Genomic DNA, 21,225 nt, shown 5'->3' with positions numbered 1-21,225 from the left:
GATTCCCGATTCTAGACCCAAGTCATGACTTCCAACGCCAATCAATACACCTGGGCCGGCCGCTTCTCCGAGCCGGTCTCCGATCTCGTCAAACGCTACACGGCTTCGGTCGATTTCGACCAGCGCATGTGGCGCCAGGACATCCGGGGCTCGCTGGCGCACGCCACGATGCTCGCCCGGCAAGGCATCATCAGTACCCAGGATCTGGCCGACATCGAGCGCGGCATGGCCATCGTGGCTGAGGAAATCGAATCGGGCAGCTTCGAATGGTCGCTCGACCTGGAAGACGTGCACCTCAATATCGAAAAGCGCCTCACCGCCCTCGTCGGCGATGCCGGCAAGCGCCTGCACACCGGCCGCTCGCGCAACGACCAGGTCGCCACCGACATCCGTCTCTACCTGCGCGACGCGATCGACGACATCCAGCTGCTGCTAAAAGCCTTCCGCGGTGCACTGGTCGACCTGGCCGAAAAGGAAGCAGCAACCGCCATGCCTGGCTTCACGCACCTGCAGGTCGCCCAGCCGGTCACCTTTGGCCACCACATGCTGGCCTATTTCGAAATGTTCGGCCGCGACGCCGAGCGCTTCGCCGACTGCCGCAAGCGCGTCGCCCGCCTGCCGCTCGGTTCGGCCGCGTTGGCCGGCACCACCTACCCGATCGACCGTGAATTCGTCGCCGAACAACTCGGCTTCGAAGGCGTCTGCGAGAACTCGCTGGATGCCGTGTCGGATCGCGACTTCGCCATCGAATTCACCGCCGCCTGCGCGCTGCTGATGATGCACATCAGCCGCCTGTCCGAAGAACTGGTGATGTGGATGAGCCCGCGCGTCGGCTTCATCCAGATCGCCGACCGCTTCTGCACCGGTTCCTCGATCATGCCGCAGAAGAAGAACCCGGACGTGCCGGAACTGGCGCGCGGCAAGACCGGCCGCGTGTACGGCCAGCTGATCAGCCTGCTGACGCTGATGAAGTCGCAGCCGCTGGCCTACAACAAGGACAACCAGGAAGATAAAGAGCCGCTGTTCGACGCCGTCGACACCGTCACCGACACGCTGCGCATCTTCGCCGACATGGCCGGCGGCATCACGGTGCGCGCCGACAACATGAAGGCCGCGCTGACCCAGGGCTTCGCCACCGCGACCGACCTCGCCGACTACCTGACCAAGAAGGGCCTGCCCTTCCGCGATGCCCACGAAGCGGTCGGCCACGCGGTCAAGGCCGCCGAGTTCAAGGGCGTCGACCTGCCCGGCCTGACGCTGGAAGAACTGCAGCAGTTCTCGCCGCTGATCGAAAATGACGTTTTTTCGGTGTTGACCGTGGAAGGCTCGCTGGCCTCGCGCAACCACATCGGCGGCACGGCGCCGGAACAGGTGCGGACCGCCGTCGCCCGCGCCCGCCAGCGTCTGGGCTGAGGGCCTGGCGCCGATGCCCGACGGGTCGCCGGACATCGGCGGCCCGCCCCAAGGGGGCAATTTCATCATATAAGCAACTGCTGATATGATCGCGGTTCGCGACGAAACCTCGTCGAACGAAAACATCCTTCAGGACGAACCGCATGTACGCCACCCTCTGTGACAATTCCCCGCTGATCAAGGTCAGTACCGGCAAGCACGAAGCCAGCTTCGCGCTGAACGGCAGCCTGATGAACCCGCTCGAAGGTTTCTACGCAACACTCGCCGCCTGCGCCGCGGTGTACGCCAAGAAGGCCTGCAAGGAGCTGGGCATTGCGGCCGAAGGCATCGCCATCGACTGCAAGCCCTTCGCCGGCCCGAAAGGCCCGCTGACGCTGGCCAAATTCAAGACCGACGTCCGTTTTCCGGCCCATTTCAGTGCCGAGCAGAAGGCCGCCATCCTCGACAGCATCAAACACTGCGCGGTCAAGGAAGTGGTCATGGACGGTCCGACCATCGACTTCCAGGTCGCCGAAGTCTGAGACGCCCAGTCTCTTCAGCGCACAAGCCCGCTCGTCAGCGGGCTTTCTTTTGGCCAAAGCCAAAAAACACCAATAATGACAACAAAACAACAAATAAATTAAATCTATTGACAATAATAATAAAAATGGCAATATCTGCAAAACCTTGCAGACGCCATGAAAACACTCATCACCCCTCCCGATACCTGTTCCACCAGCGAAGCCGCGAGAACCCTCGGGGTCAGCGTACGCACGATCCAGCTCTGGGTCGAACAGGGAATGCTTGAGGCCTGGAAGACACCGGGAGGTCACCGCCGCATCCTGCGCCATTCGATCGCGCAGATGCTCACCCGGCAACACGACGACACAGCTTCCGGCGATCGTCACCTGACCATCCTGGTCATCGAAAGCAACCAGCAGGAACGCGAAGCGCTCGGGAAAGTCCTGGGCGAGTTGTTCCCGGACAGCAAGATCCGGCTTTCACCGAACACCTTCGAAAGCCTGCTCAACCTCGGCAACGACACGCCGGACGTGCTCATCGCCGACATCGACGAGCTCGACCTGACCGCCCTCGGCGCACAACAGCAGACCCCCCGTCCCGCCGGCCCACTGCTGATCGCCTTGACCGCCAATCCCGCAGACATGGCCGGCCAATGCCAGCAATACCTGCCCACCGAATTCGTTCTGCTCGGCAAACCCCCTTCATCCGACGAAATGTGCGGCCTGATCCGCGCCTTCCGCCAAGGACGCCAGAACCACCGGAGAAAAGCATGAGTCCATCGCACCCGCTCCCGGGCGCAATCTCGCCCCTGCCCCTGATGCCTGCGCTACTGGGCGGTTGTGCAATCAGCCTGTTCGGACTTGGCTGGAGCCTCCCGGCAGCCGGAAGCATCGCCGTCATGCTGCTGGCCACAAGCATCGGCGCATTCTGGCTACGGCACCTGAGCAAGGCACAACAACAGGCCTGGCACGAACACCTGAACGAGGCACGACGCACGACGCAGGAAATGGCAGCGGCCCGCCTGCAGGGGCTCGACGAACTGTGCGTACAGGTCCTGCCGATCTGGGCAAGCCAGATCGACATCGTCCATAGTCAGACCGAGGAATCGATCACCGCGCTCAGCCAACGCTTCGGCAGCCTCTCCGAAGGCGTCCAGAACACCATTGCCGCAGCCCGCTCCGGAGAAGGCGTCGACATGGCGGGCTTGCTGGCCAGCAGCGAAGCCGAACTGAACGGAATCATCGCCCGCCTGCAGGGCACGCTGAGCAACAAGGATGCGCTCCTGCACCAGGTGCATGACCTGTCCGCCAAGACCGGCCAGCTGGAATCGATGGCCCGGGATGTCGGCGAAATCGCCAAACAAACCAATCTGCTGGCCCTCAACGCCGCCATCGAAGCGGCCAGGGCAGGCGAAACCGGCCGAGGCTTTGCCGTGGTCGCCGACGAAGTCCGCAAGCTCTCATCCCTCTCCGGCGATACCGGCAAGAAGATTGCGGAAACCGTCGCCGTCGTCAATCAGTGCATCGCCAGCACGCTGCTCAGTTCCCAGCACTATGCCGAACAGGAGCTCCAGCTGATCGACAACGCGGGCACGCACATCGGCGACGTTGTAGCACGGCTGCGGAATGCCGCCGAGGTGCTGGTCGACAACGCCAGCACCCTGACCCGCCAGGGCGAACACATCGGCCGCGAAATCGCCGATGTGCTGGTCGCCCTGCAGTTCCAGGACCGGGTCGGCCAGATCCTGGACCACGTCCGGATCGACTTGCGCCAGCTTGAGGAACGCCTCCGGCTGGCCGGCGGCGAGGTCGCCGCCGGGCGCCCGGCCGGCCAACTCGACCCCGCCGCCTGGTTGCACGACATGACCCGGCAATTCACCACCCCCGAGCAGCACCGCCTGCATGCCGGCACCGGCGCCAACCAGGGCGCCGACACCGACGACATCACCTTTTTTTGAATGACGGAGAAAACCATGGCCAAGACCATCCTGATCGTCGATGACTCCGCGTCGCTGCGGCAAGTCGTCAGCATCGCCCTCAAGGGCGCCGGCTACGACGTGATCGAAGCGTGCGACGGCGTCGACGGATTGAAGAAACTCGACGGTCGCAAGATCCACCTGATCATCAGCGACGTGAACATGCCCAACATGGACGGCATCACCTTCGTCAAGGAAAGCAAGCAGCTGCCGGCCTACAAATTCACCCCGGTGATCATGCTCACAACCGAAGCCGGCGACGCCAAGAAGCAGGCCGGCCAGGCCGCCGGCGCCAAGGCCTGGGTGGTCAAGCCCTTCCAGCCGGCACAGATGCTGGCAGCGGTCGGCAAGCTGATCCTGCCCTGAATCCCCAGCCCGAGGAGGCGCAATCATGAACGAATCCGCCCGCAGCAGCCGCGACATCACCATCAGCGGCGAACTGACGATCTATACCGCCAGCGAATGGCGCGACCGCCTGATCGGCGAAATGGCCGGCACCGACGACATCCGGCTGCAGCTTGCCGAAGTCGCCGAAATCGACAGCGCCGGCCTGCAACTGCTGCTGGCGGCCAAGCGCCTGGCCAACGGCGAAGGCCGCCAGCTCGAGCTGGCGAACCCCAGCGCCGCGGTCCGCGGGCTGTTCGACCTTGTCCGGCTGAACGAACAGCTGGGCAGCGACGCCCTTCACCAGGAAAGCGAGGCCGGACAATGAGCGCCGAACACGAAGACCCCCTGCAGACCTTCATCGCCGAAAGCCGGGAACTGCTGCTGCAGATGGAAGAAGCCCTGCTCGACATGGAAAGCCGGCCGAACGACCCGGAAACGATCAACGCCATCTTCCGCGCCGCCCACACCATCAAGGGCAGCGCCGGCCTGTTCGGCCTCGACCACATCGTCGCCTTCACCCACGTTGCCGAGAGCGTGCTCGACCGCGTCCGCAACAACGAAATCGCGCTCGACCCGGGCCTCGGCGCCCTGCTGCTGAAAGCCGGCGACCACCTCGGACAGCTGATCGAACTGCTGGCCGCCCAGGCCTCTCCGGGCGCAGCCATCCAGGCCGACGGACAGGCATTGCAGGCCAGGCTGGAAAGCTACCTCGACGCAGCGCTCGCCGCAGACGCCAAACAGCCGTCGGCGGACAAGCCGGCGACAACAGCCGACCTTGCTGCGGTCAACAACCCGCATTGGCACATTTCGCTGCGCTTCGGCCCGGACGTGTTGCGCCATGGCATGGACCCCGTATCCATCCTCCGCTACCTGGCGACACTCGGCGAAATCGCTGCGCTTCATTGCGTGACCGATGCCATTCCATCGCTCGCGGAAATCGATCCGGAAGCCTGCTATCTCGGCGTCGAACTGGCTTTTGCCAGCGACCGGACGCCGGACGAGATCAATGGCGCCTTCGAGTTCATCCGCGACGACTGCCTGATCCATGTGCTGCCGCCGGGTGCTCCGCTGGACACGTACCGCCGGATGATCGACACGCTGGATAAGGACGCCGGGATGCAGGCCATCCTGCTCGCGCTGGGCAGTCTTGGCCCGGAAGAGATTGCCGCGCTGAACCACCCCGGCGATGCCCCCGCGGGAGCAGCCAGCATGCTCGGCGGAGAAGTCGCTGAGCCGTCGGTCAAGGAGAACAAGAGCAGCGAAAGCAGCCTGATCCGGGTCGACGCCGGCAAGCTCGACCAACTGATCAACCTGGTCGGAGAACTGATCATCGCCGGCGCCGGCGCCAGCATGGTCGCACGTAACTCGAAGCTGCCGGCGCTGATCGAGGCGACGACCCTGGTCTCGCGGCTGGTCGAAGACGTCCGCGACTCGGCACTGACCCTGCGCATGGTGCAGATCGGGGCCACCTTCAACCGCTTCCGGCGGGTGGTCAGGGACGTCGCCAAGGAAATCGGCAAGGACATCGCGCTCGACATCCGCGGCGGCGATACCGAACTCGACAAGACCGTCGTCGAGAAGATCGGCGACCCGCTGACCCACATCGTCCGCAACTCGATGGACCACGGCATCGAACCCGCCGAGGTCCGCCTGGCGCGGGGCAAACCGGCCACCGGGCAACTCCGCCTCAACGCCTTCCACGAATCCGGCAGCATCGTCATCGAAGTCAGCGACGACGGCGGCGGCCTGAACAAGGCGCGGATCCTCAAGAAGGCGATCGAACGCGGCCTGATCGGCGAGAGCCAGGCCCTGTCCGACAAGGAAATCTTCAACCTCGTCTTCGAGCCGGGCTTCTCCACCGCCGAACAGGTGAGCAAGCTCTCCGGCCGCGGCGTCGGCATGGACGTGGTCAAGCGCAACATCATGGCGCTGCGCGGCACCGTCGACATCGAAAGCGTCGAGGGTGTCGGCACCACGGTACGCATCCGCCTGCCGCTGACCCTGGCGATCATCGACGGCTTCATGGTCGGCGTCGGCAACGCCGCCTACGTGCTGCCGCTCGACATGGTGGTCGAATGCATCGAACTGCCGGCGCTGCCGGCCAGCGAGCAGACAGCGCCGGACTACCTCAACCTGCGCGGCAGCGTCCTGCCTTTCGTCCGCCTGCGCGAGCAATTCGAGGTCAGCGCACCGCCCCCGACGCGCGAAAACGTGGTCGTCGTCCAGTACGCTGGACAGCGTGCCGGCCTCGTCGTCGATCGCCTGATGGGCGAGTTCCAGACCGTGATCAAACCGCTCGGCAAGGTCTTCAGCCAGATCCGCGGCATCGGCGGCTCGACCATCCTGGGCAGTGGCGAGGTCGCCCTGATCCTCGACATCCCGGGCCTGGTCAGGCAGGTCACCCAGCAAAGCCAGCCGGCGGCAACCGGCGGCACCGAAACATGCACCAGCAACACCTAAACCGCAGCCCTTCCAATCATCGTCTGCCGCCAGCGGCAACCCTTCCTCCCCGGAGACCCATCATGACCGTCACCAAAAAAATGATCTTCCTCGTGCTCTCGGCAGCACTTGGCGTCGTCCTCCTCGCCGTCCTCGGCCTGACCCAGATGAACCGGGTCTTCAACTCGGCCAACTACGGCAACGCCAATACCGTTCCCAGCCTGCTCACCATCGACCAGGCCTTCTCGCCGATGGCCGCGATGCGCACCCAGCTCTGGCAGCACATCGCCGCCTCCGACGACAAGGTGATGGCCGGCATCGAGGAACGGATGAGCACCAGCCGCAAGGATATCGATGAAGCGCTCAAGGCTTACGAAACACTGCTCACCGACGACAAGGACCGTAGCCTGCTGGCGGCGGATCGCGCCGCCCTGGCCGATTTCGACCAGTTGCGAGAGAAGGTCCTGATCCTCTCGCGGGCCAACAAGATGGAAGAAGCGCGTGACCTGCTGATGGCCAACCAGCGCGTGATGGCCCGGCTCTGGGAAGCCTTCGAGGAACATCGCCAGTACAACGCCGAACTCGGCAAGAAGGCCGCCGACGAAGCCACCGCCACCGAAGCCAATGCCCATTGGGTAGCCATCGTCACCGGCCTGGCCACGCTGATCGCCGTCAGCCTGATCGGCCTGCTGATCACCCGCAGCCTGATGCGCCAACTGGGTGGCGAACCGGCCTACGCCGCCGAAATCATCAAGGCGATGTCGGAAGGCGACATGACCCTCCGCGTCGACACCAAGCCGGGCGACAACGACAGCCTGCTGTTCAACCTGCGCAACATGGTCGAACGCCTGTCCTCGACGATTGCCGAAGTCCGCGCCACCGCCGAATCCCTGGCCAGCGCCTCGGAAGAAGTGTCGGCAACCGCCCAGAGCCTGTCGCAATCGTCTTCCGAACAGGCCGCGTCGGTCGAGGAAACCTCGGCGTCGATGGAAGAAATGGCCGCCTCGGTGACGCAGAACAGCGATAACGCCAAGCTCACCGACGGCATGGCCAGCAAGGCCGCCAAGGAAGCCGTCGAAGGCGGCGAGGCAGTGCGCTCGACGGTCACCGCGATGAAGAGCATCGCCGACAAGATCGGCATCGTCGACGACATCGCCTACCAGACCAATCTGCTCGCGCTCAACGCCGCCATCGAAGCGGCCCGTGCCGGCGAGCACGGCAAGGGCTTCGCGGTGGTCGCCGCCGAAGTGCGCAAGCTGGCCGAGCGCAGCCAGATCGCCGCCCAGGAAATCAGCGAAACCGCCAAGAGCAGCGTGGCCCTGGCCGAGCGCGCCGGCGACCTGTTCGAGGTGATCATCCCGACCATCACCAAGACCTCCGACCTAGTCCAGGAAATCACCTCGGCCTCCGACGAACAAAGCTCCGGCGTCGGCCAGATCAACGCCGCGATGACCCAGCTCAGCCAGGCCACCCAGCAGAATGCGTCGTCGTCGGAAGAACTGGCTGCCACCGCCGAGGAGATGAGCTCGCAGGCTGAAAGCCTGACCCAGGTGATGTCCTTCTTCCGGGTCGGCAGCGCCAACCCGCGCGACGCCGGCCACCGCGCGCTGCGTCAGGAGTCGCCGGCCAAGGGCAAAGGCAAGGCAGCGGTGTTCAGCCATGCCGATTTCGTCCAGTTCGAGGGCTGAGCCATGCATTCGCCCGCTCCCACGGCAACCGCGGCACAGCCGGCCGAGCCGCGCCAGTACCTGACCTTCACCCTGGGCGGCGAGATGTTTGCCGTCGAGACCCTGAGCGTCAAGGAAATCATCGAATTCGGCCAGATCACCACCGTGCCGATGATGCCGCCCAGCATTCGCGGCGTCATCAACCTGCGCGGCGCGGTGGTGCCGGTAATCGACCTGAAGGCGCGCTTCGGTGCGCCAGCCACCGAGGTCACCCGGCGCACCTGCATCGTCATCATCGAACTCGGCGCCGACGACGATCACCAAGTGATCGGCATCGTCGTCGATACGGTCAGCGAGGTCCTCGAGATCCCGCAGGCCGAGATCGAGCCGCCGCCGGCTTTCGGCGCGCGCATCCGCGCCGACTTCATTTCCGGCATGGGCAAGATCGCCGGCCGCTTCGTGATCCTGCTCGACATGGGACGCGTGCTCTCGGTCGACGAGCTGGCCACCTTGTCGGCCTTCGCCGAGCGCCCCGAAGCGGCGCTGGCGGCTGGCTGAGCGGGAGCGGATCGTGGTCCGGGAAAATCCAGGCGCCCCCGCCGTACTCAGCGACAAGGAGTTCCAGCTGTTCCGCAGCCTGATCCACAAGCAGGCGGGAATCAGCCTGGGCGACGCCAAGAAACCGCTGGTCGCCGGGCGCCTGTCGAAGCGCCTGCGCCAGCTCGAGATCGGCAGCTACAGCGAGTATTTCCGGCAGGTCCAGGGAAACGCTCAGGAAATGCAGCACGCCATCGACCTGCTGACCACCAACGAGACCTACTTCTTCCGCGAGCCGAAGCATTTCGATTTCCTGCGCGACCAGATCCTGCCCGGCGCCATCGGACGCGGCCCGTTCCGCGTCTGGAGCGCTGCCTGCTCGAGCGGCGAGGAGCCCTACACGATCGCCATGGTGCTCGCCGAAAGCCTCGGCCTGCAGCGCCCCTGGGAAATCGTCGCGTCCGACCTGAGCACCCGCGTCCTCAAGGAAGCGGCCGGCGGCCTCTATCCGCTCGCCGATTGCGACGGCATCCCCCGGCCCCTGCTGCACAAGCACTGCCTGCGCGGCATCGGCGCCCACGAGGGCAGCGTCCTGATCAATCCGGCGTTGCGCGAGCGGGTCGGCTTTCGCCAGATCAATCTGAACAACGCCCTGCCCAATCTCGGCATCTTCGACGTCATCTTCCTGCGCAACGTGATGATCTACTTCGACGTCGAAACCAAGCAGCAGGTCGTCCGCCGCCTCCTGCCGATGCTCCGGCCCGGCGGCCACTTCATGATCAGCCATTCGGAAAACCTGAACGGCATCACCGAGGCGCTGAAGCCGGTCCGCCCTTCGATCTACCGCAAGCCCGATGCGTAAGCCCGACGGTGTCATCGAGTATTTCCTGCAACCCGGCGAACTCCACTTCGGCGACCGCTACACGCGCCTGCGTACCGTGCTCGGCTCGTGCGTCTCGCTGGTTTTCTGGCACCCGCAGGAATTGGTCGGCGGCATGAGCCACTTCATGCTGCCCAGCCGCGGCAGCCGCTGCGGCGCGTTGCCGGACGGACGCTATGCCGACGAGGCGATGCAGTTGATGCTCGATGAAATCCGCCGCCACGGCCTGACCCCGGCCAGCTTCCGCCTGCGCATCTTCGGCGGCGGCAACATGTTTCCCGAACTGACCCGACGCAACGACCGGCACATCGGCAAGAAAAACGTCGAGGCCGCCCTGGCGCTGCTGCAAAACCATTGCCTGACCTGTGTCGGCGGGCATGTCGAAGGCTACGGCCATCGCCACCTGCTCTTCGACATCTGGAGCGGCCACGTCCATCTCAGGCATTCGACCCTGGTCGCAGACCAGGCTGACTCAGGAGAAAGCACCGCATGCAAACCATCAAGGTAATGATCGTCGACGACTCCGCCGTCGTCCGCCAGGTTCTCTCGGCCAGCCTCGGCGAAGATGCCGGGATCGAGGTGATCGCCACCGCACCGGACCCGATCTTCGCGCTCGAGCGGATGCAGAAGGCCTGGCCCGACGTCATCGTGCTCGACGTCGAGATGCCGCGCATGGACGGCGTGACCTTCCTCAAGAAGATCATGGCCAGCCGCCCGACGCCGGTGATCATCTGTTCGACGCTGACCGAGCGCGGTTCGGAAACCGCGATGCAGGTGCTCGCCGCCGGCGCCTTCGCCATCGTCACCAAGCCGAAGACCGCGCTGCGCCAGTTCCTGCTTGAAAGCGCCAGCGAACTGATCCACGCCATCCGCGCCGCCGCCAAGGCCAACCTCAAGCGCCTCGGCCCGGCGCGACCGCTGGCCCCGCTCGGCCCGGGCCCGGCCAAGCTGTCGGCCGACGTCATGCTGGCCCCGGCCGAGCACGGCCAGGCGATGGCCCAGACCACCGAGAACATCGTCGCCATCGGCACCTCAACCGGCGGCACGCAGGCCCTGGAAGTCGTGCTCACCGCCCTGCCCCGCGTCTGCCCGGGCCTGGTCATCGTCCAGCACATGCCCGCGAAGTTCACCGCGGCCTTCGCCCAGCGGCTGAACAGCCTCTGCCAGATCGAGGTCAAGGAGGCGGCGCACGGCGACCGGGTGATGGCCGGGCGCGCCCTGATCGCCCCCGGCGGCAAGCACATGATGCTGCGCCGCAACGGCGCCCAGTACGTCGTCGACGTCGTCGAGGGCCCGCCGGTCAGCCGCCACTGTCCATCGGTCGACGTCCTGTTCCGCTCGGCGGCCCGCTTCGCCGGGCGCAACGCGGTCGGCATCATCATGACCGGCATGGGCGACGACGGCGCCAAGGGGCTCAAGGAGATGCACGATGCCGGCGCCTGGACGGTCGGCCAGGACGAGGACAGCTGCGTGGTTTACGGCATGCCCAAGGAGGCGGTCAAGCTGGGTGCGGTCGACCGGGTGCTGGCGCTGAAAAACATCCCCGAGGCCATCCTCGGGCGGATCAGCCGCAAGGGTTGACGAAAAAGGCCGCCCGCGGGCGGCCTCGGTCCTGCACGGCGGGCGTCGCCTCAGACCTTGGCGATGCCTTCCAGCATCTGCTGCAGTTCGCCGGCCTGGTACATCTCGCGCATGATGTCGCAGCCGCCGACGAATTCGCCCTTGACGTAGAGCTGCGGAATGGTCGGCCAGCTGGCGTATTCCTTGATGCCCTGGCGGATTTCCTCGTCGGCCAGCACGTTGACCGTGACAAACTCGTCGACGCCGCAGGCCTTGAGGATCTGCACCGCGGTCGCCGAGAAACCGCACTGCGGGAAGCGGGCATCGCCCTTCATGTAGAGGACGACCGGATTGCCGGTCACGGTTTCCCGGATGCGTTGCTGAACGTCGGACATGCTTTTCTCCTGCTTTTCAAAGTTGACCGCCGGACACGCGGTCGATGCCGGCCAGGTCGGGATGAGTGAACGCGCTTTGGAACCCGGTAGCGCGCAATAAGTTCCGGCTGGCTTCGCCCTGGTCGTAGCCATGCTCGAACAGCAGCCAGCCGCCGGCATTGAGATAGGCCGGCGCTTCGCCGACGATACGGCGGATGCAGGCCAGCCCGTTGCCGCCCGGCTCGCCGTCGGTCAGCGCCATCTGCGGCTCGAAGGGCAGGCCGTTCAGCGCCAGGTGCGGATCGCCGTCGGCGACGTAAGGCGGGTTCGAAACGATCAGGTCGAATTTTTGCCCGGCCAGCGCCGAGAACCAGTCGCTCTCAACGAAGCCGACGCGCGCGCCCAGCCGCCCGGCATTGTTGCGGGCGACGGAAATTGCCGCCGGCGACAGGTCGACCGCAACAAGCTCGGCCGCCGGACATTCCAGCGCCAGCGAAATGGCGACGATGCCGGAACCGGTGCCGAGATCGAGCAGTCGCGGATTTTTTAGCGTTTTGCTGCGGTCGACCGCAAGATCGATCAGGATTTCGGTTTCCGGCCGCGGAATCAGCACGTCGGGCGATACCTGGAAGACCCGGCCGCGAAACTCGGCCTCGCCGACCAGATAGGCCAGCGGTTCGCCGCCGGCACGACGGTCGACCCAGGCCAGAAACTGCTCGGCGGCCGGCCCGAGCAGCGGCGTTTCGGGCCGCGCCAGCAAATCCGCATGCGTGCAGCCGCTGACGGTTTGCAGCAGCAAGCGGGCGTCGAGCCGGTCGATGCGGCCGCGCGCGGCGGCCAGCGCCTCGCCCAGCGTCATTGCTGCTCGGCCAGTTCGGCCAGCAGGTCGGCCTGGTGTTCGGCGGCCAGCGCGTCGAGCACTTCGTCCATGTCGCCTTCCATGATCGCGGCGATCTTGTACAGCGTCAGGTTGATGCGGTGATCGGTGACCCGGCACTGCGGGAAGTTGTAGGTGCGGATGCGCTCGGAGCGGTCGCCGGAACCGATCAGGCTCTTGCGCGTGCTGGCGATGTGGCTTTGCTGGGCGCGCACCTGCACGTCCTTGATCCGTGCCGCCAGCACGCGCATCGCCGACGCCTTGTTGGCGTGCTGCGAGCGGCCGTCCTGACATTCGGCGACGATGCCGGTCGGCAGGTGGGTGATGCGCACCGCCGAATCGGTCTTGTTGATGTGCTGACCACCGGCACCCGAGGCGCGGAAGGTGTCGATGCGCAGGTCGGCCGGGTTGAGGTCGACATCCTCGACCTCGTCGGCTTCCGGCATCACCGCGACGGTGCAGGCCGAGGTATGGATACGCCCCTGGGTTTCGGTTTCCGGCACGCGCTGCACACGGTGGCCGCCGGATTCGAACTTGAGCCGCGAATAGGCGCCGTTGCCGGCGATGCGGCAGATCACTTCCTTGTAGCCGCCGAGATCGGATTCGCTGGCCGACAGCACTTCGACCGGCCAGCGCTGGCGCTCGGCGTAACGCGAGTACATGCGGAACAGGTCGCCGGCAAACAGCGCCGACTCGTCGCCGCCGGTACCGGCACGGATTTCCAGGATGACGTTGCGCTCGTCGTTGGGGTCCCGGGGCAGCAGCAGCTTCTGCAGCTCGACCTCGAGCGCCGGCAGCTTGCCGCGGGCAACCGCCATCTCCTCCTCGGCGAATTCGCGCATGTCGGGATCGGCCAGCATCGCCTCGGCTTCGACGATGTCGTTCTCAGCCTGGCGGAAGGCGGTGTACTGCACAACCACCGGCTCGACCTCGGCGCGCTCGCGCGACAGCCGAGTGAACTGCGCCATGTCGCCGGCCGCGTCGGGCGACGACAGCATGCGGTCGATTTCATCGAGGCGGTCGACCAGCAGATCGAGTTTCTGGCGAATGGAGGGCTTCATGCAGCGGCCGGCAGGCGGGAAGGGCGCAAAGGGGCCATATGTTAACCGACAATGCATGCCTTTCGTCCGCTGCGATTGCCAAGCCCGGAAGCGAACGGGATAATCCCTTTTTGCTCCCGACCCGGCATGCGCTCCCTTCCCCACGTCCTCATCGCTCTCGCCAAGACGCTCGACCGTCGTTGGCAGGCCTATCTGAACAGCGGCAACTTCGATCATTTCATCGAGTTCACGCTGTCGCTGAACGGCCTGACCGAGCGGCTGGACCAGCATAACCTGCCGGGCCTGGCGGCCGCCTGCCAGGAGCTGGAAAACCGGGCGCTGACGCTGTTCGGCGAACGCGACGCCCACCCGGTCGGCGAAACGCTGGCCGCGCAGATTTCGCAACAGCTCGACACGCTGCTGACCGTGCTCTACCGCCACGAGACGCCGGCCATCGCCAGCAAGCGCCACGACGAATCCGGCGACCAGGACGCCTGGGCCTGCCAGCGCGGCATCCTGATCGTTTCCCGCAACGGACACCCGTGGACCGCAGCCCTGCGCGAGCAACTGGATTTCTTCGGTTTCACCGTGGCCGACTGCCGTTGGCGCGACGAACCGCCGGACGGCGAAGCGCCGCTGGCGGTGATCTTCGTCCCCGACCGCGAGGACAGCGTCTGGTCGCAACAGGCCATCGCCGACATCCAGCGTCTGCGCAACCGCTATATCGGCAGCTATTTCTACTGCCTGTCGGTGCCCTCGTCGCTGGAAACCGTGATCGGCCTGCAGCGGGCCGGCGCCAACGTCTGCGTACCGGCCGGCGTACGCATCAGCGACATCCTGTCGCGCATCCTCGACCTGATCGAAGCCCGCGAACAGGAAATCTGCCGGGTATTGATCGTCGAGGATTCACCGACCGCCGTCGCCCACATCCGCAAGGCGCTGGCGCTGCACAACATCGACAGCCGGGCGATCAACGACCCGCGCGAACTGCTCGATGCGGCCAGCGATTACCGGCCGCACGCCATCCTGATGGACATGTACATGCCGTTCTGCACCGGCGTCGAAGTCACCCGTGCGCTGCGCCAGATTCCGGAATTCAAGTCCACGCCGGTCATCTACCTGTCCGGCGAGACCGACATCGCGCTGCAGGTCGAAGCGCTGCGCCTGGGCGGCGACCAGTTCCTGACCAAGCCGACCAATCCGATCATCCTGGCCTCGGTGGTCAAGACCAAGGTCGAGCGCCACCGCGACATGCTGCGCTCCGGCCGCCACGACAGCCTGACCGGCCTGCTCAACCATTCGGCCTCCAAGGAACAACTCGAACAACTGCTGCGCCGCGCGCTGCCGGCCGGCCACCTGACCGTGGCGATGATCGACATCGACCGCTTCAAGTCGATCAACGACAGCTACGGCCACCCGGTCGGCGACCAGGTGATCCGCAGCCTGGCCTGGCTGCTGCGCGGCCGGCTGCGCGCCAGCGACCTGATCGGCCGTTACGGCGGCGAGGAATTCATCGTCGTCCTGCCGGGCGTCGAACCGAGCCGGGCGATGGCCTTGATCGACCGCATCCGCGAGGATTTCGCCCGCCTGCCGCAAGCCCACGCACGCGGCGCACTGCGCGCCACCTTCAGCTGCGGCGTCGCCGGTCTGCCCGATTACCTGAGCGGCGACACGCTGATCGAAGCCGCCGACAAGGCATTGCTGGCCGCCAAGCGCAGCGGCCGCAACTGTCTCGTCTCGGCCCGCGAACTGGCGCGCCAGGACACGCCGTCCTGAAACGGCGGCCGGCGAACCCGGCCGCCGGCCGGATCAATCGCCGGGATGCAGGTGGAACAGACGGCTGGCCGCCGCCTGCAGCGCGTTGCGATCCTCGCCTTCGGCAGCATTCAGCGTGCTGGTCGGCGCGTGCAGCAGCTTGTTGCTCAGACGCTGCGACAACAGTTCCAGCACCTTTTCCGGCGACTCGCCCTTGGCCAGCAGTTTCTGGGCATGTTCGAGTTCGTGCCGGCGCATGCGCTCGACCGAATCGCGCAGCGAACGGATCACCGGCACGGTATCGCGCGACTGCAGCCAGCCGAGGAATTCCTGGACCCGCTGGCCGATGATGCCCTCGGCTTCGACGACCGCCGCCTGGCGCGATTCCAGGCCGCTCTCGACGATCTGCGCGAGGTCGTCGACGGTGTAGAGAAAGACGTCGTCGAGTTCGCCGACTTCCTGCTCGACGTCGCGCGGCACCGCCAGATCGACGATGAACATCGGCCGGTGGCGGCGTGCCTTGACCGCCCGTTCGACCATGCCCAGGCCGATGATCGGCAGCGGGCTGGCGGTGCAGGAAACGACGATGTCGTGCTGGGCCAGATGGTCCGGCAGTTCGTCCAGGCGGATCGCCGTGCCGCCGTAACGCTCGGCCAGCGTCCGGCCGCGTTCGACGGTACGGTTGGCGACGGTCACCGCCTTCGGCTTCTCGGCGCAGAAATGCGCGGCGCACAGTTCGATCATCTCGCCGGCGCCGATGAACAGGATGCGCTGGCCGGCCACCGACTCGAAGATGCGCTCGGCCAGATGCACGCCGGCCGCCGCCATCGACACGATGTTGGCGCCGATCGCCGTCGTCGACCGCACTTCCTTGGCCACCGAGAAGGCGCGCTGGAACAGCTTGTGCAATTGCGTGCCCAGCGTGCCGGCCGTTTCGGCGGCACGCACGGCGTCCTTGACCTGTCCGAGGATCTGCGGCTCACCGATGACCATCGAATCGAGCCCGCAGGCCACCCGGAAAGCATGGCGGATCGCATCGGGCTGATCATGCACGTACAGGTAAGGCGCCAGATCGGCCTGCGCGACCTGGTGATAGGCGCTCAGCCAGTCCACGACCTGCTGCGGCGATTCGGCGGAACAATAGATTTCCGTCCGGTTGCAGGTCGAGAGGATCGCCACCTCGCGCACCCCCTGCCCCTGGGCCAGTTCGCCCAGCGCGTGCTGCAGGCGGTCGGCACCGAACGCCACGCGTTCGCGGATGGCGAGCGGGGCCGAATGATGGTTGATGCCGAGCGAAAAGATCACCGGAAAGCAGACAGGCAGGACAAGGGGCGCCGATTATAACATTCGCCCCCGGCCGCCCTGCCCGAGCCGACGCGTCGCCGCTGGCCGGAAACCCGCCAAGTCGCTATCATGCGCACTTTCCCTGCCGAACCGCTTCGCCATGCGCGCCTCGCTCATCCGCTCCGTCACCCTGTCCCTGCTGCTGGCTGCCGCCCTCGGCGCCTGCAGCACCCGCGGCGAGATTCCGCCCAGCAAGCACGTCAGCCAGAGCGGTGCGCTGAAGGTTCACCCCGGCCTGCTCGGCCAGCCGGTGCCGCCGGAACTGCAGGGACCGCAGACGACGGCGGTGGCTGCCGCCAAGCCGGTCGAGGAAACCCCGATCCGCATGGACGAGGAAGGCCTGCGCACCCAGCGCAGCGTTTACTTCGATCTCGACAAATCCGACCTCAAGTCCGACTACGCCCCGATCCTGCAGGCCCATGCCCGCTATCTGGCCAAGCATCCGGAAGCCCGCGTGCGCATCGAAGGCCACGCCGACGAACGCGGCAGCGCCGACTACAACCAGCGCCTCGGCCTGCGTCGTGCGCAAAGCGTGCGGGCCACGCTGGTCGGTCACGGCGCCGACGGCAAGCAGGTCACCGTCAAGACCTTCGGCAAGGCCAAGCCCAAGCTGCTCGGCCACAATGACGAGGCCTGGGCCGAAAACCGCCGCGCCGACGTGATCTACGAACGCGAGAAATAAGCCGGCCACCGGCGCGCGACAAGGCCCCGCCCCGGCGGGGCTTTTCTTTTGGCGGCGCCGCCGGCTGCGGTCGACCGCCCCGCGCTAATCAAAACCGATTAGCGCCTTAGCCCGAAGCGGGAATAGCCGCCGCCGAACGGCTTTCCTAGACTGTACCGACAGTCACCGGTACGTGCATGGCCCGGCGGCCTGATGCCCCGGCGACTTTCGCCCCCGACCCCAACCGATAAAAAAAGCCGCTTCCCGACCGTCGACCGCAAGGCCGACCGGGCATGCCGGCACAACGGAGTAGTCCGATGAGATACCCGACCCCGAAGGGGATCGCGGCCCGGTTCGCCTCGATCCTGTTGCTCGTCCCACTGTACGTCCACGCCAACGACGGCGAGACCCTGATGCAGAAAGGCGGCGCCAACCCGGCGGCACTGCCTTGCATCACCTGCCACGGCGCCGACGGCAAGGGCATGGCCGCTGCCGGCTTTCCGCGCCTGGCCGGATTGCCCGAAGCCTACATCGCCAAGCAACTGGCCGACTTTCGCGCCGGCCGCCGGGAAAACCCGGTGATGCAGCCGATCGCCCAGTCGCTGAGCGACGAGGAAATCGCCGCCGTGGCCAAAGCCTATGCCGCGCGCCCCAAGGTCAACGTCAAGCCGGCAGCAGCGGGTGAGCGACCGCAGCCGGGCAGCGGCGCCTGGCTGGCACTGCGCGGCGCCTGGGAACGCAATATCCCGGAATGCACGCTCTGCCACGGCCCGTCCGGGGTCGGCGTCGGTAGCGCCTTTCCGCCGCTGGCCGGCCAGGGAGCCGAGTACATCGAAGCGCAACTGCAGGCCTGGCGAGGCACCAGGGCCGTACCGGCGACGAAGAAGACGAAGGCGGTCGCCGCCGTGCCGCCGACCCGGCGCAACGACCCGAACGGCCTGATGCAGCACATCGCGGCCGATCTGAGCGAGGCCGAAATCAAGGCGGTCGCCGCCTATTTCGCCGGCCTGGGCGAATCTCCGGAGGCTTTCGACGAAAGCCAGCACCGCCTGCGGTAAACCGTCGAAAAACGCCAAAATCCAGAGGATTCCCCGATGCAAAGCCATCTCACCCCGACCCTGACCCGCCTCCTCCCGCTGCTGCTTGCCGGCATCAGCCTGGGCGCCGCCGGCGCCGACCCGTCGCGCTTCGACGACCAGAGCCAGTTGCCCGGCGCACCGGCCAGGACGAAAGGCCAGCCGTATTTCCAGCCCCCCGAAGAGCGTGACATCCCGAACAATGCGTTCGGCGATCTGGTACGCCGCGGCCAGGACCTGTTCATGAACACCAAGGCGCTGGCGCCCGATTACGTCGGCAACGAAATGAACTGCGTGAACTGCCACATCGACCGTGGTCGCAAAGCCAATTCGGCGCCGCTGTGGGCGGCTTATCCGATGTACCCGGCTTACCGCAAGAAAAACAACAAGGTGAACACCTTTGTCGAGCGCATGCAGGGCTGCTTCCAGTTCAGCATGAACGGCAAGCCGCCGGCTGCCGACAGCGAGATCCTGACCGCGCTGACGGTCTATTCCCACTGGCTGTCGACCGGCGCACCGGTCGGCAAATCGCTGCCCGGCCGCGGCTTCGACGAACCGCCGCCGCCCAGGGGCGGCTACGACATCGCGCGCGGCAAGGTTGTCTACGACAAGCAGTGCGCCATCTGCCACGGCGCCGACGGAGAAGGCCAGAAGGTCGGCGTGACTTCGGTCTTCCCGGCGCTGTGGGGCAAGGATTCCTACAACTGGGGTGCCGGCATGCACCGCATCAACACCGCCGCCGGCTTCATCCAGCACAACATGCCGCTCGGCAAGGGCGAGACCCTGAGCGATCAGGAAGCCTGGGACGTCGCCGCCTTCATCAACTCGCACGAACGGCCGCAGGACCCGCGACTGGTGAACGGCAGCATCGACGAAACGCGCAAGCGCTACCACGAGAACGACGGCGTCAATCTGTACGGCGTCGTGGTGAATGGGGTCAAGCTCGGCCAGGGCATCAAATAAACCCGACACCGGCAAAGACAAAGCCCGGCTTGCGCCGGGCTTTTTTGCGGTCGACACGCGGTCGACCGCAATAATGCCGCCTCCGGTTCAGCGCGCGGCGGCGCCGGTATGGATCAGCGTGCCGACATGCTCGCCGCGCAGGGCGGCGGTCAGGCGTCCCGGCACCAGGCCGTTGACCACCTGCACCCGCTCCAGGTGACGTGCGTTGGCCATCACGTCGAGCAGCGCCCGGTCGAAAGGCAGGGTACCGTTGCCGGCGGCCAGTTCGGCAGCGCTCACCTCGGGCAGGAACTCGGCGCGGGCGCCGTCCGCGCCTTGCGGATCGGTGCTGTAAACGCCATCGACGTCCTCGACGATGGTCAGCCCGGCGGCGCCCAGCGCGTCGGCCAGCAGGAAGGCGCCGGTATCGGCCCGGTGCATCGGAATCCGCGAGGTCGGGAATTCGTGATGGTGGTAGGGCGGGAAGCCGCTGCCGACCACGGCACGCGCCGCCTGCAGGTGGATTGCCAGCTGGCTGGCGATGGTCGGATGCTCGACGTAGGAGACGCCTTCCGGCGCCAGCATCGACGCCAGGATGTGGCCGTTCTGGCCGGCCTCGCTGGCCGCCAGCGGCGCCAGCGAACCGACCGGCAGACCGAGGTCGAGGCCGACGCCGTAGAGGTGGCGGGCACGGATGCCGGCGCCGGTCAGGATCAGCAGGCGATGCTCGGGCAGCAGTTTGCGGATTTCGTCGACGATCGGCAGGATCGCTTCGGCGCCGCGGTCCATGATCGAGCGGCCGCCGATCTTGACGACCTGCAGCCAGGGCAGCATGCGGATCGGGCGAACGCCGGCGACCGGCAGGGTCAGCGCGCCGTCCTGCAGCGTCTGGCGGGCGAGCGGCGAAGCGACATGCTTGATGGTATTGGTGATTTCGGCCATGGCTTCGTCCTCAGTCTGCGGTGATGATGGTGCCGACGTGTTCGCCGGCGAGCGCGCGGCTCAGGTTGCCCGGCACCAGGCCGTTGATGACCTGGACCTGGCGGACATGACGGGCGGACTGGATCAGGTCGAGCACCGGGAACTCGAGGATCGAGTCGTGCAAGCCCCGGGCCTTCATCTCGCCAACCGAAATCTTCGGGATGAAAGTGGCGTTCTTCGCCGTCTTCGGGTTGTCGGTGTACAGGCCGTTCTCGTCCTTGACGTAGATCATCGCCTTGCAGCCGAACTGTTCGGCCAGCAGGAAACAGCCGGCGTCGGTGCGGTACGGCGGAATCACGCTGTCGGCCGACGGACGTACCCACAGCTTGTACGGCGGCATGCCGCTGAAGACCACCGCATTGACCTCGGCAATCGACAGGGGCACGGTCGACAGGCCGGCCCCGCCGACCACCGGAATGCCGTACTTGGCCAGCAGCTGGCCGAGCATCGCCGCGTTCTGGTCGGCCACCGAGGCACCCAGTTGGGCCAGCACGCCGGCCGGCAGATTCAGCCCGGCGGCGATCGAATACAAGTGACGGGCACGCGTGCCGGCACCGGTGCCGATCAACAGCTTGTGATCCCGGCGCGCGGCGACGATTTCGTCGACCAGCGGATACAGGCCGGAACGGCCGCGGTCGATGACGCTCTGACCGCCGATCTTGAGTACCGTCGCATCCGGCAGGATGCGGAAATCGGCAGCCGCTTCCGCCGCCGCCTGCAACTGGGCATCGGTCAGCGAGCGCTGCATCAGGAGCGTTTCGAGCTCCGTCGTCGTATGGCTCATGGGGATCCTTTCCTCGTTTCCGTTCTCTGCCG

The 21,225-nt window shown here is 66.1% G+C and carries 22 protein-coding genes; 16 read left to right on the top strand and 6 right to left on the bottom strand.

Features of this window, described 5'->3' with window-relative positions:
* Nucleotides 1–24: 24 nt before the first annotated feature.
* The 12 genes from argH (at nt 25) to L0962_RS04020 (ending at nt 11,380) form a co-directional block, all read left to right on the top strand.
* Nucleotides 25–1,413: an argininosuccinate lyase gene (argH, locus tag L0962_RS04075; RefSeq protein ID WP_234084486.1), complete on the top strand. Its 1,389-nt coding sequence runs from the start codon at nt 25–27 to the stop codon at nt 1,411–1,413.
* A gap of 143 nt (nt 1,414–1,556) precedes the next feature.
* Nucleotides 1,557–1,934, top strand: coding sequence for an OsmC family protein (locus L0962_RS04070; protein ID WP_234084477.1), 378 nt, complete (start codon nt 1,557–1,559; stop codon nt 1,932–1,934).
* A 156-nt stretch (nt 1,935–2,090) separates the two neighbouring features.
* On the top strand, nt 2,091–2,687 hold the full coding sequence (locus tag L0962_RS04065) for a helix-turn-helix domain-containing protein (RefSeq protein ID WP_234084475.1): 597 nt from the start codon (nt 2,091–2,093) through the stop codon (nt 2,685–2,687).
* Nucleotides 2,684–3,871 (top strand): methyl-accepting chemotaxis protein, encoded by a 1,188-nt coding sequence (locus L0962_RS04060; RefSeq protein WP_234084472.1) that lies wholly within the window; start codon nt 2,684–2,686, stop codon nt 3,869–3,871. Before L0962_RS04065 ends, L0962_RS04060 begins: the two co-directional genes overlap by 4 nt.
* 15 nt (nt 3,872–3,886) lie before the next feature.
* Entirely contained in the window at nt 3,887–4,255 is a 369-nt protein-coding gene (locus L0962_RS04055; RefSeq protein WP_234084470.1) for a response regulator, read from the top strand.
* Between the two features lie 25 nt (nt 4,256–4,280).
* On the top strand, nt 4,281–4,601 hold the full coding sequence (locus tag L0962_RS04050; RefSeq protein WP_234084468.1) for a lipid asymmetry maintenance protein MlaB: 321 nt from the start codon (nt 4,281–4,283) through the stop codon (nt 4,599–4,601).
* Nucleotides 4,598–6,736, top strand: a complete 2,139-nt coding sequence (locus L0962_RS04045) for a chemotaxis protein CheA (protein WP_234084466.1) — start codon at nt 4,598–4,600, stop codon at nt 6,734–6,736. The genes L0962_RS04050 and L0962_RS04045 overlap by 4 nt, the downstream gene beginning before the upstream one ends.
* A gap of 62 nt (nt 6,737–6,798) precedes the next feature.
* Complete coding sequence (locus L0962_RS04040; RefSeq protein WP_234084464.1) at nt 6,799–8,403, top strand: methyl-accepting chemotaxis protein; 1,605 nt, start codon at nt 6,799–6,801, stop codon at nt 8,401–8,403.
* 3 nt (nt 8,404–8,406) lie between these two features.
* Nucleotides 8,407–8,940, top strand: coding sequence for a chemotaxis protein CheW (locus tag L0962_RS04035; RefSeq protein ID WP_234084462.1), 534 nt, complete (start codon nt 8,407–8,409; stop codon nt 8,938–8,940).
* Between the two features lie 13 nt (nt 8,941–8,953).
* Nucleotides 8,954–9,781, top strand: coding sequence for a protein-glutamate O-methyltransferase CheR (locus L0962_RS04030; RefSeq protein ID WP_234084460.1), 828 nt, complete (start codon nt 8,954–8,956; stop codon nt 9,779–9,781).
* Entirely contained in the window at nt 9,774–10,307 is a 534-nt protein-coding gene (locus L0962_RS04025; RefSeq protein WP_234084458.1) for a chemotaxis protein CheD, read from the top strand. The genes L0962_RS04030 and L0962_RS04025 overlap by 8 nt, the downstream gene beginning before the upstream one ends.
* Complete coding sequence (locus tag L0962_RS04020) at nt 10,289–11,380, top strand: chemotaxis response regulator protein-glutamate methylesterase (protein ID WP_234084456.1); 1,092 nt, start codon at nt 10,289–10,291, stop codon at nt 11,378–11,380. The genes L0962_RS04025 and L0962_RS04020 overlap by 19 nt, the downstream gene beginning before the upstream one ends.
* Nucleotides 11,381–11,430: 50 nt before the next feature.
* Here L0962_RS04020 and grxD read toward each other — a convergent pair whose 3' ends face one another.
* From grxD to prfA, 3 genes are read right to left on the bottom strand one after another with little or no spacing between them, the layout of a single operon-like run.
* Nucleotides 11,431–11,754, bottom strand: coding sequence for a Grx4 family monothiol glutaredoxin (gene grxD / locus L0962_RS04015; RefSeq protein ID WP_234084454.1), 324 nt, complete (start codon nt 11,752–11,754; stop codon nt 11,431–11,433).
* Between the two features lie 16 nt (nt 11,755–11,770).
* Entirely contained in the window at nt 11,771–12,592 is an 822-nt protein-coding gene (gene prmC / locus L0962_RS04010; RefSeq protein WP_234084451.1) for a peptide chain release factor N(5)-glutamine methyltransferase, read from the bottom strand.
* Entirely contained in the window at nt 12,589–13,671 is a 1,083-nt protein-coding gene (gene prfA, locus L0962_RS04005; RefSeq protein WP_234084449.1) for a peptide chain release factor 1, read from the bottom strand. The genes prmC and prfA overlap by 4 nt, the downstream gene beginning before the upstream one ends.
* Nucleotides 13,672–13,797: 126 nt before the next feature.
* Between prfA and L0962_RS04000 the strand changes: the two genes are divergently transcribed.
* Nucleotides 13,798–15,426 carry a diguanylate cyclase gene (locus L0962_RS04000; protein WP_234084447.1) on the top strand — a complete coding sequence of 543 codons (1,629 nt, stop codon included), beginning with the start codon at nt 13,798–13,800 and terminating at the stop codon, nt 15,424–15,426.
* A 33-nt stretch (nt 15,427–15,459) separates the two neighbouring features.
* On the opposite strand, the gene hemA is transcribed toward L0962_RS04000, so the two are convergent.
* On the bottom strand, nt 15,460–16,710 hold the full coding sequence (hemA, locus tag L0962_RS03995; protein WP_234084437.1) for a glutamyl-tRNA reductase: 1,251 nt from the start codon (nt 16,708–16,710) through the stop codon (nt 15,460–15,462).
* A 139-nt stretch (nt 16,711–16,849) separates the two neighbouring features.
* On the opposite strand from hemA, the gene L0962_RS03990 reads away from it, so the two are divergent.
* The 3 genes from L0962_RS03990 to L0962_RS03980 all read left to right on the top strand — a co-directional run bounded on the left by L0962_RS03990 (nt 16,850) and on the right by L0962_RS03980 (nt 19,449).
* On the top strand, nt 16,850–17,431 hold the full coding sequence (locus tag L0962_RS03990) for an OmpA family protein (RefSeq protein WP_234084435.1): 582 nt from the start codon (nt 16,850–16,852) through the stop codon (nt 17,429–17,431).
* Between the two features lie 296 nt (nt 17,432–17,727).
* Nucleotides 17,728–18,468 carry a c-type cytochrome gene (locus L0962_RS03985; protein ID WP_234084433.1) on the top strand — a complete coding sequence of 247 codons (741 nt, stop codon included), beginning with the start codon at nt 17,728–17,730 and terminating at the stop codon, nt 18,466–18,468.
* Between the two features lie 36 nt (nt 18,469–18,504).
* Nucleotides 18,505–19,449, top strand: coding sequence for a c-type cytochrome (locus tag L0962_RS03980; RefSeq protein ID WP_234084425.1), 945 nt, complete (start codon nt 18,505–18,507; stop codon nt 19,447–19,449).
* An 87-nt stretch (nt 19,450–19,536) separates the two neighbouring features.
* Here L0962_RS03980 and L0962_RS03975 read toward each other — a convergent pair whose 3' ends face one another.
* Both L0962_RS03975 and L0962_RS03970 read right to left on the bottom strand, forming a co-directional pair.
* Nucleotides 19,537–20,370 carry a hypothetical protein gene (locus tag L0962_RS03975; protein ID WP_234084423.1) on the bottom strand — a complete coding sequence of 278 codons (834 nt, stop codon included), beginning with the start codon at nt 20,368–20,370 and terminating at the stop codon, nt 19,537–19,539.
* 10 nt (nt 20,371–20,380) lie between these two features.
* Complete coding sequence (locus tag L0962_RS03970) at nt 20,381–21,193, bottom strand: hypothetical protein (protein ID WP_234084421.1); 813 nt, start codon at nt 21,191–21,193, stop codon at nt 20,381–20,383.
* Between the last annotated feature and the right edge of the window lie 32 nt (nt 21,194–21,225).

The organism is Azonexus sp. R2A61, assembly GCF_021401135.1.
Lineage (GTDB): Bacteria > Pseudomonadota > Gammaproteobacteria > Burkholderiales > Rhodocyclaceae > Azonexus.
The sequence above is the reverse complement of the archived record's forward strand: the minus strand, read 5'-3'. Positions and strand labels throughout refer to the sequence as shown.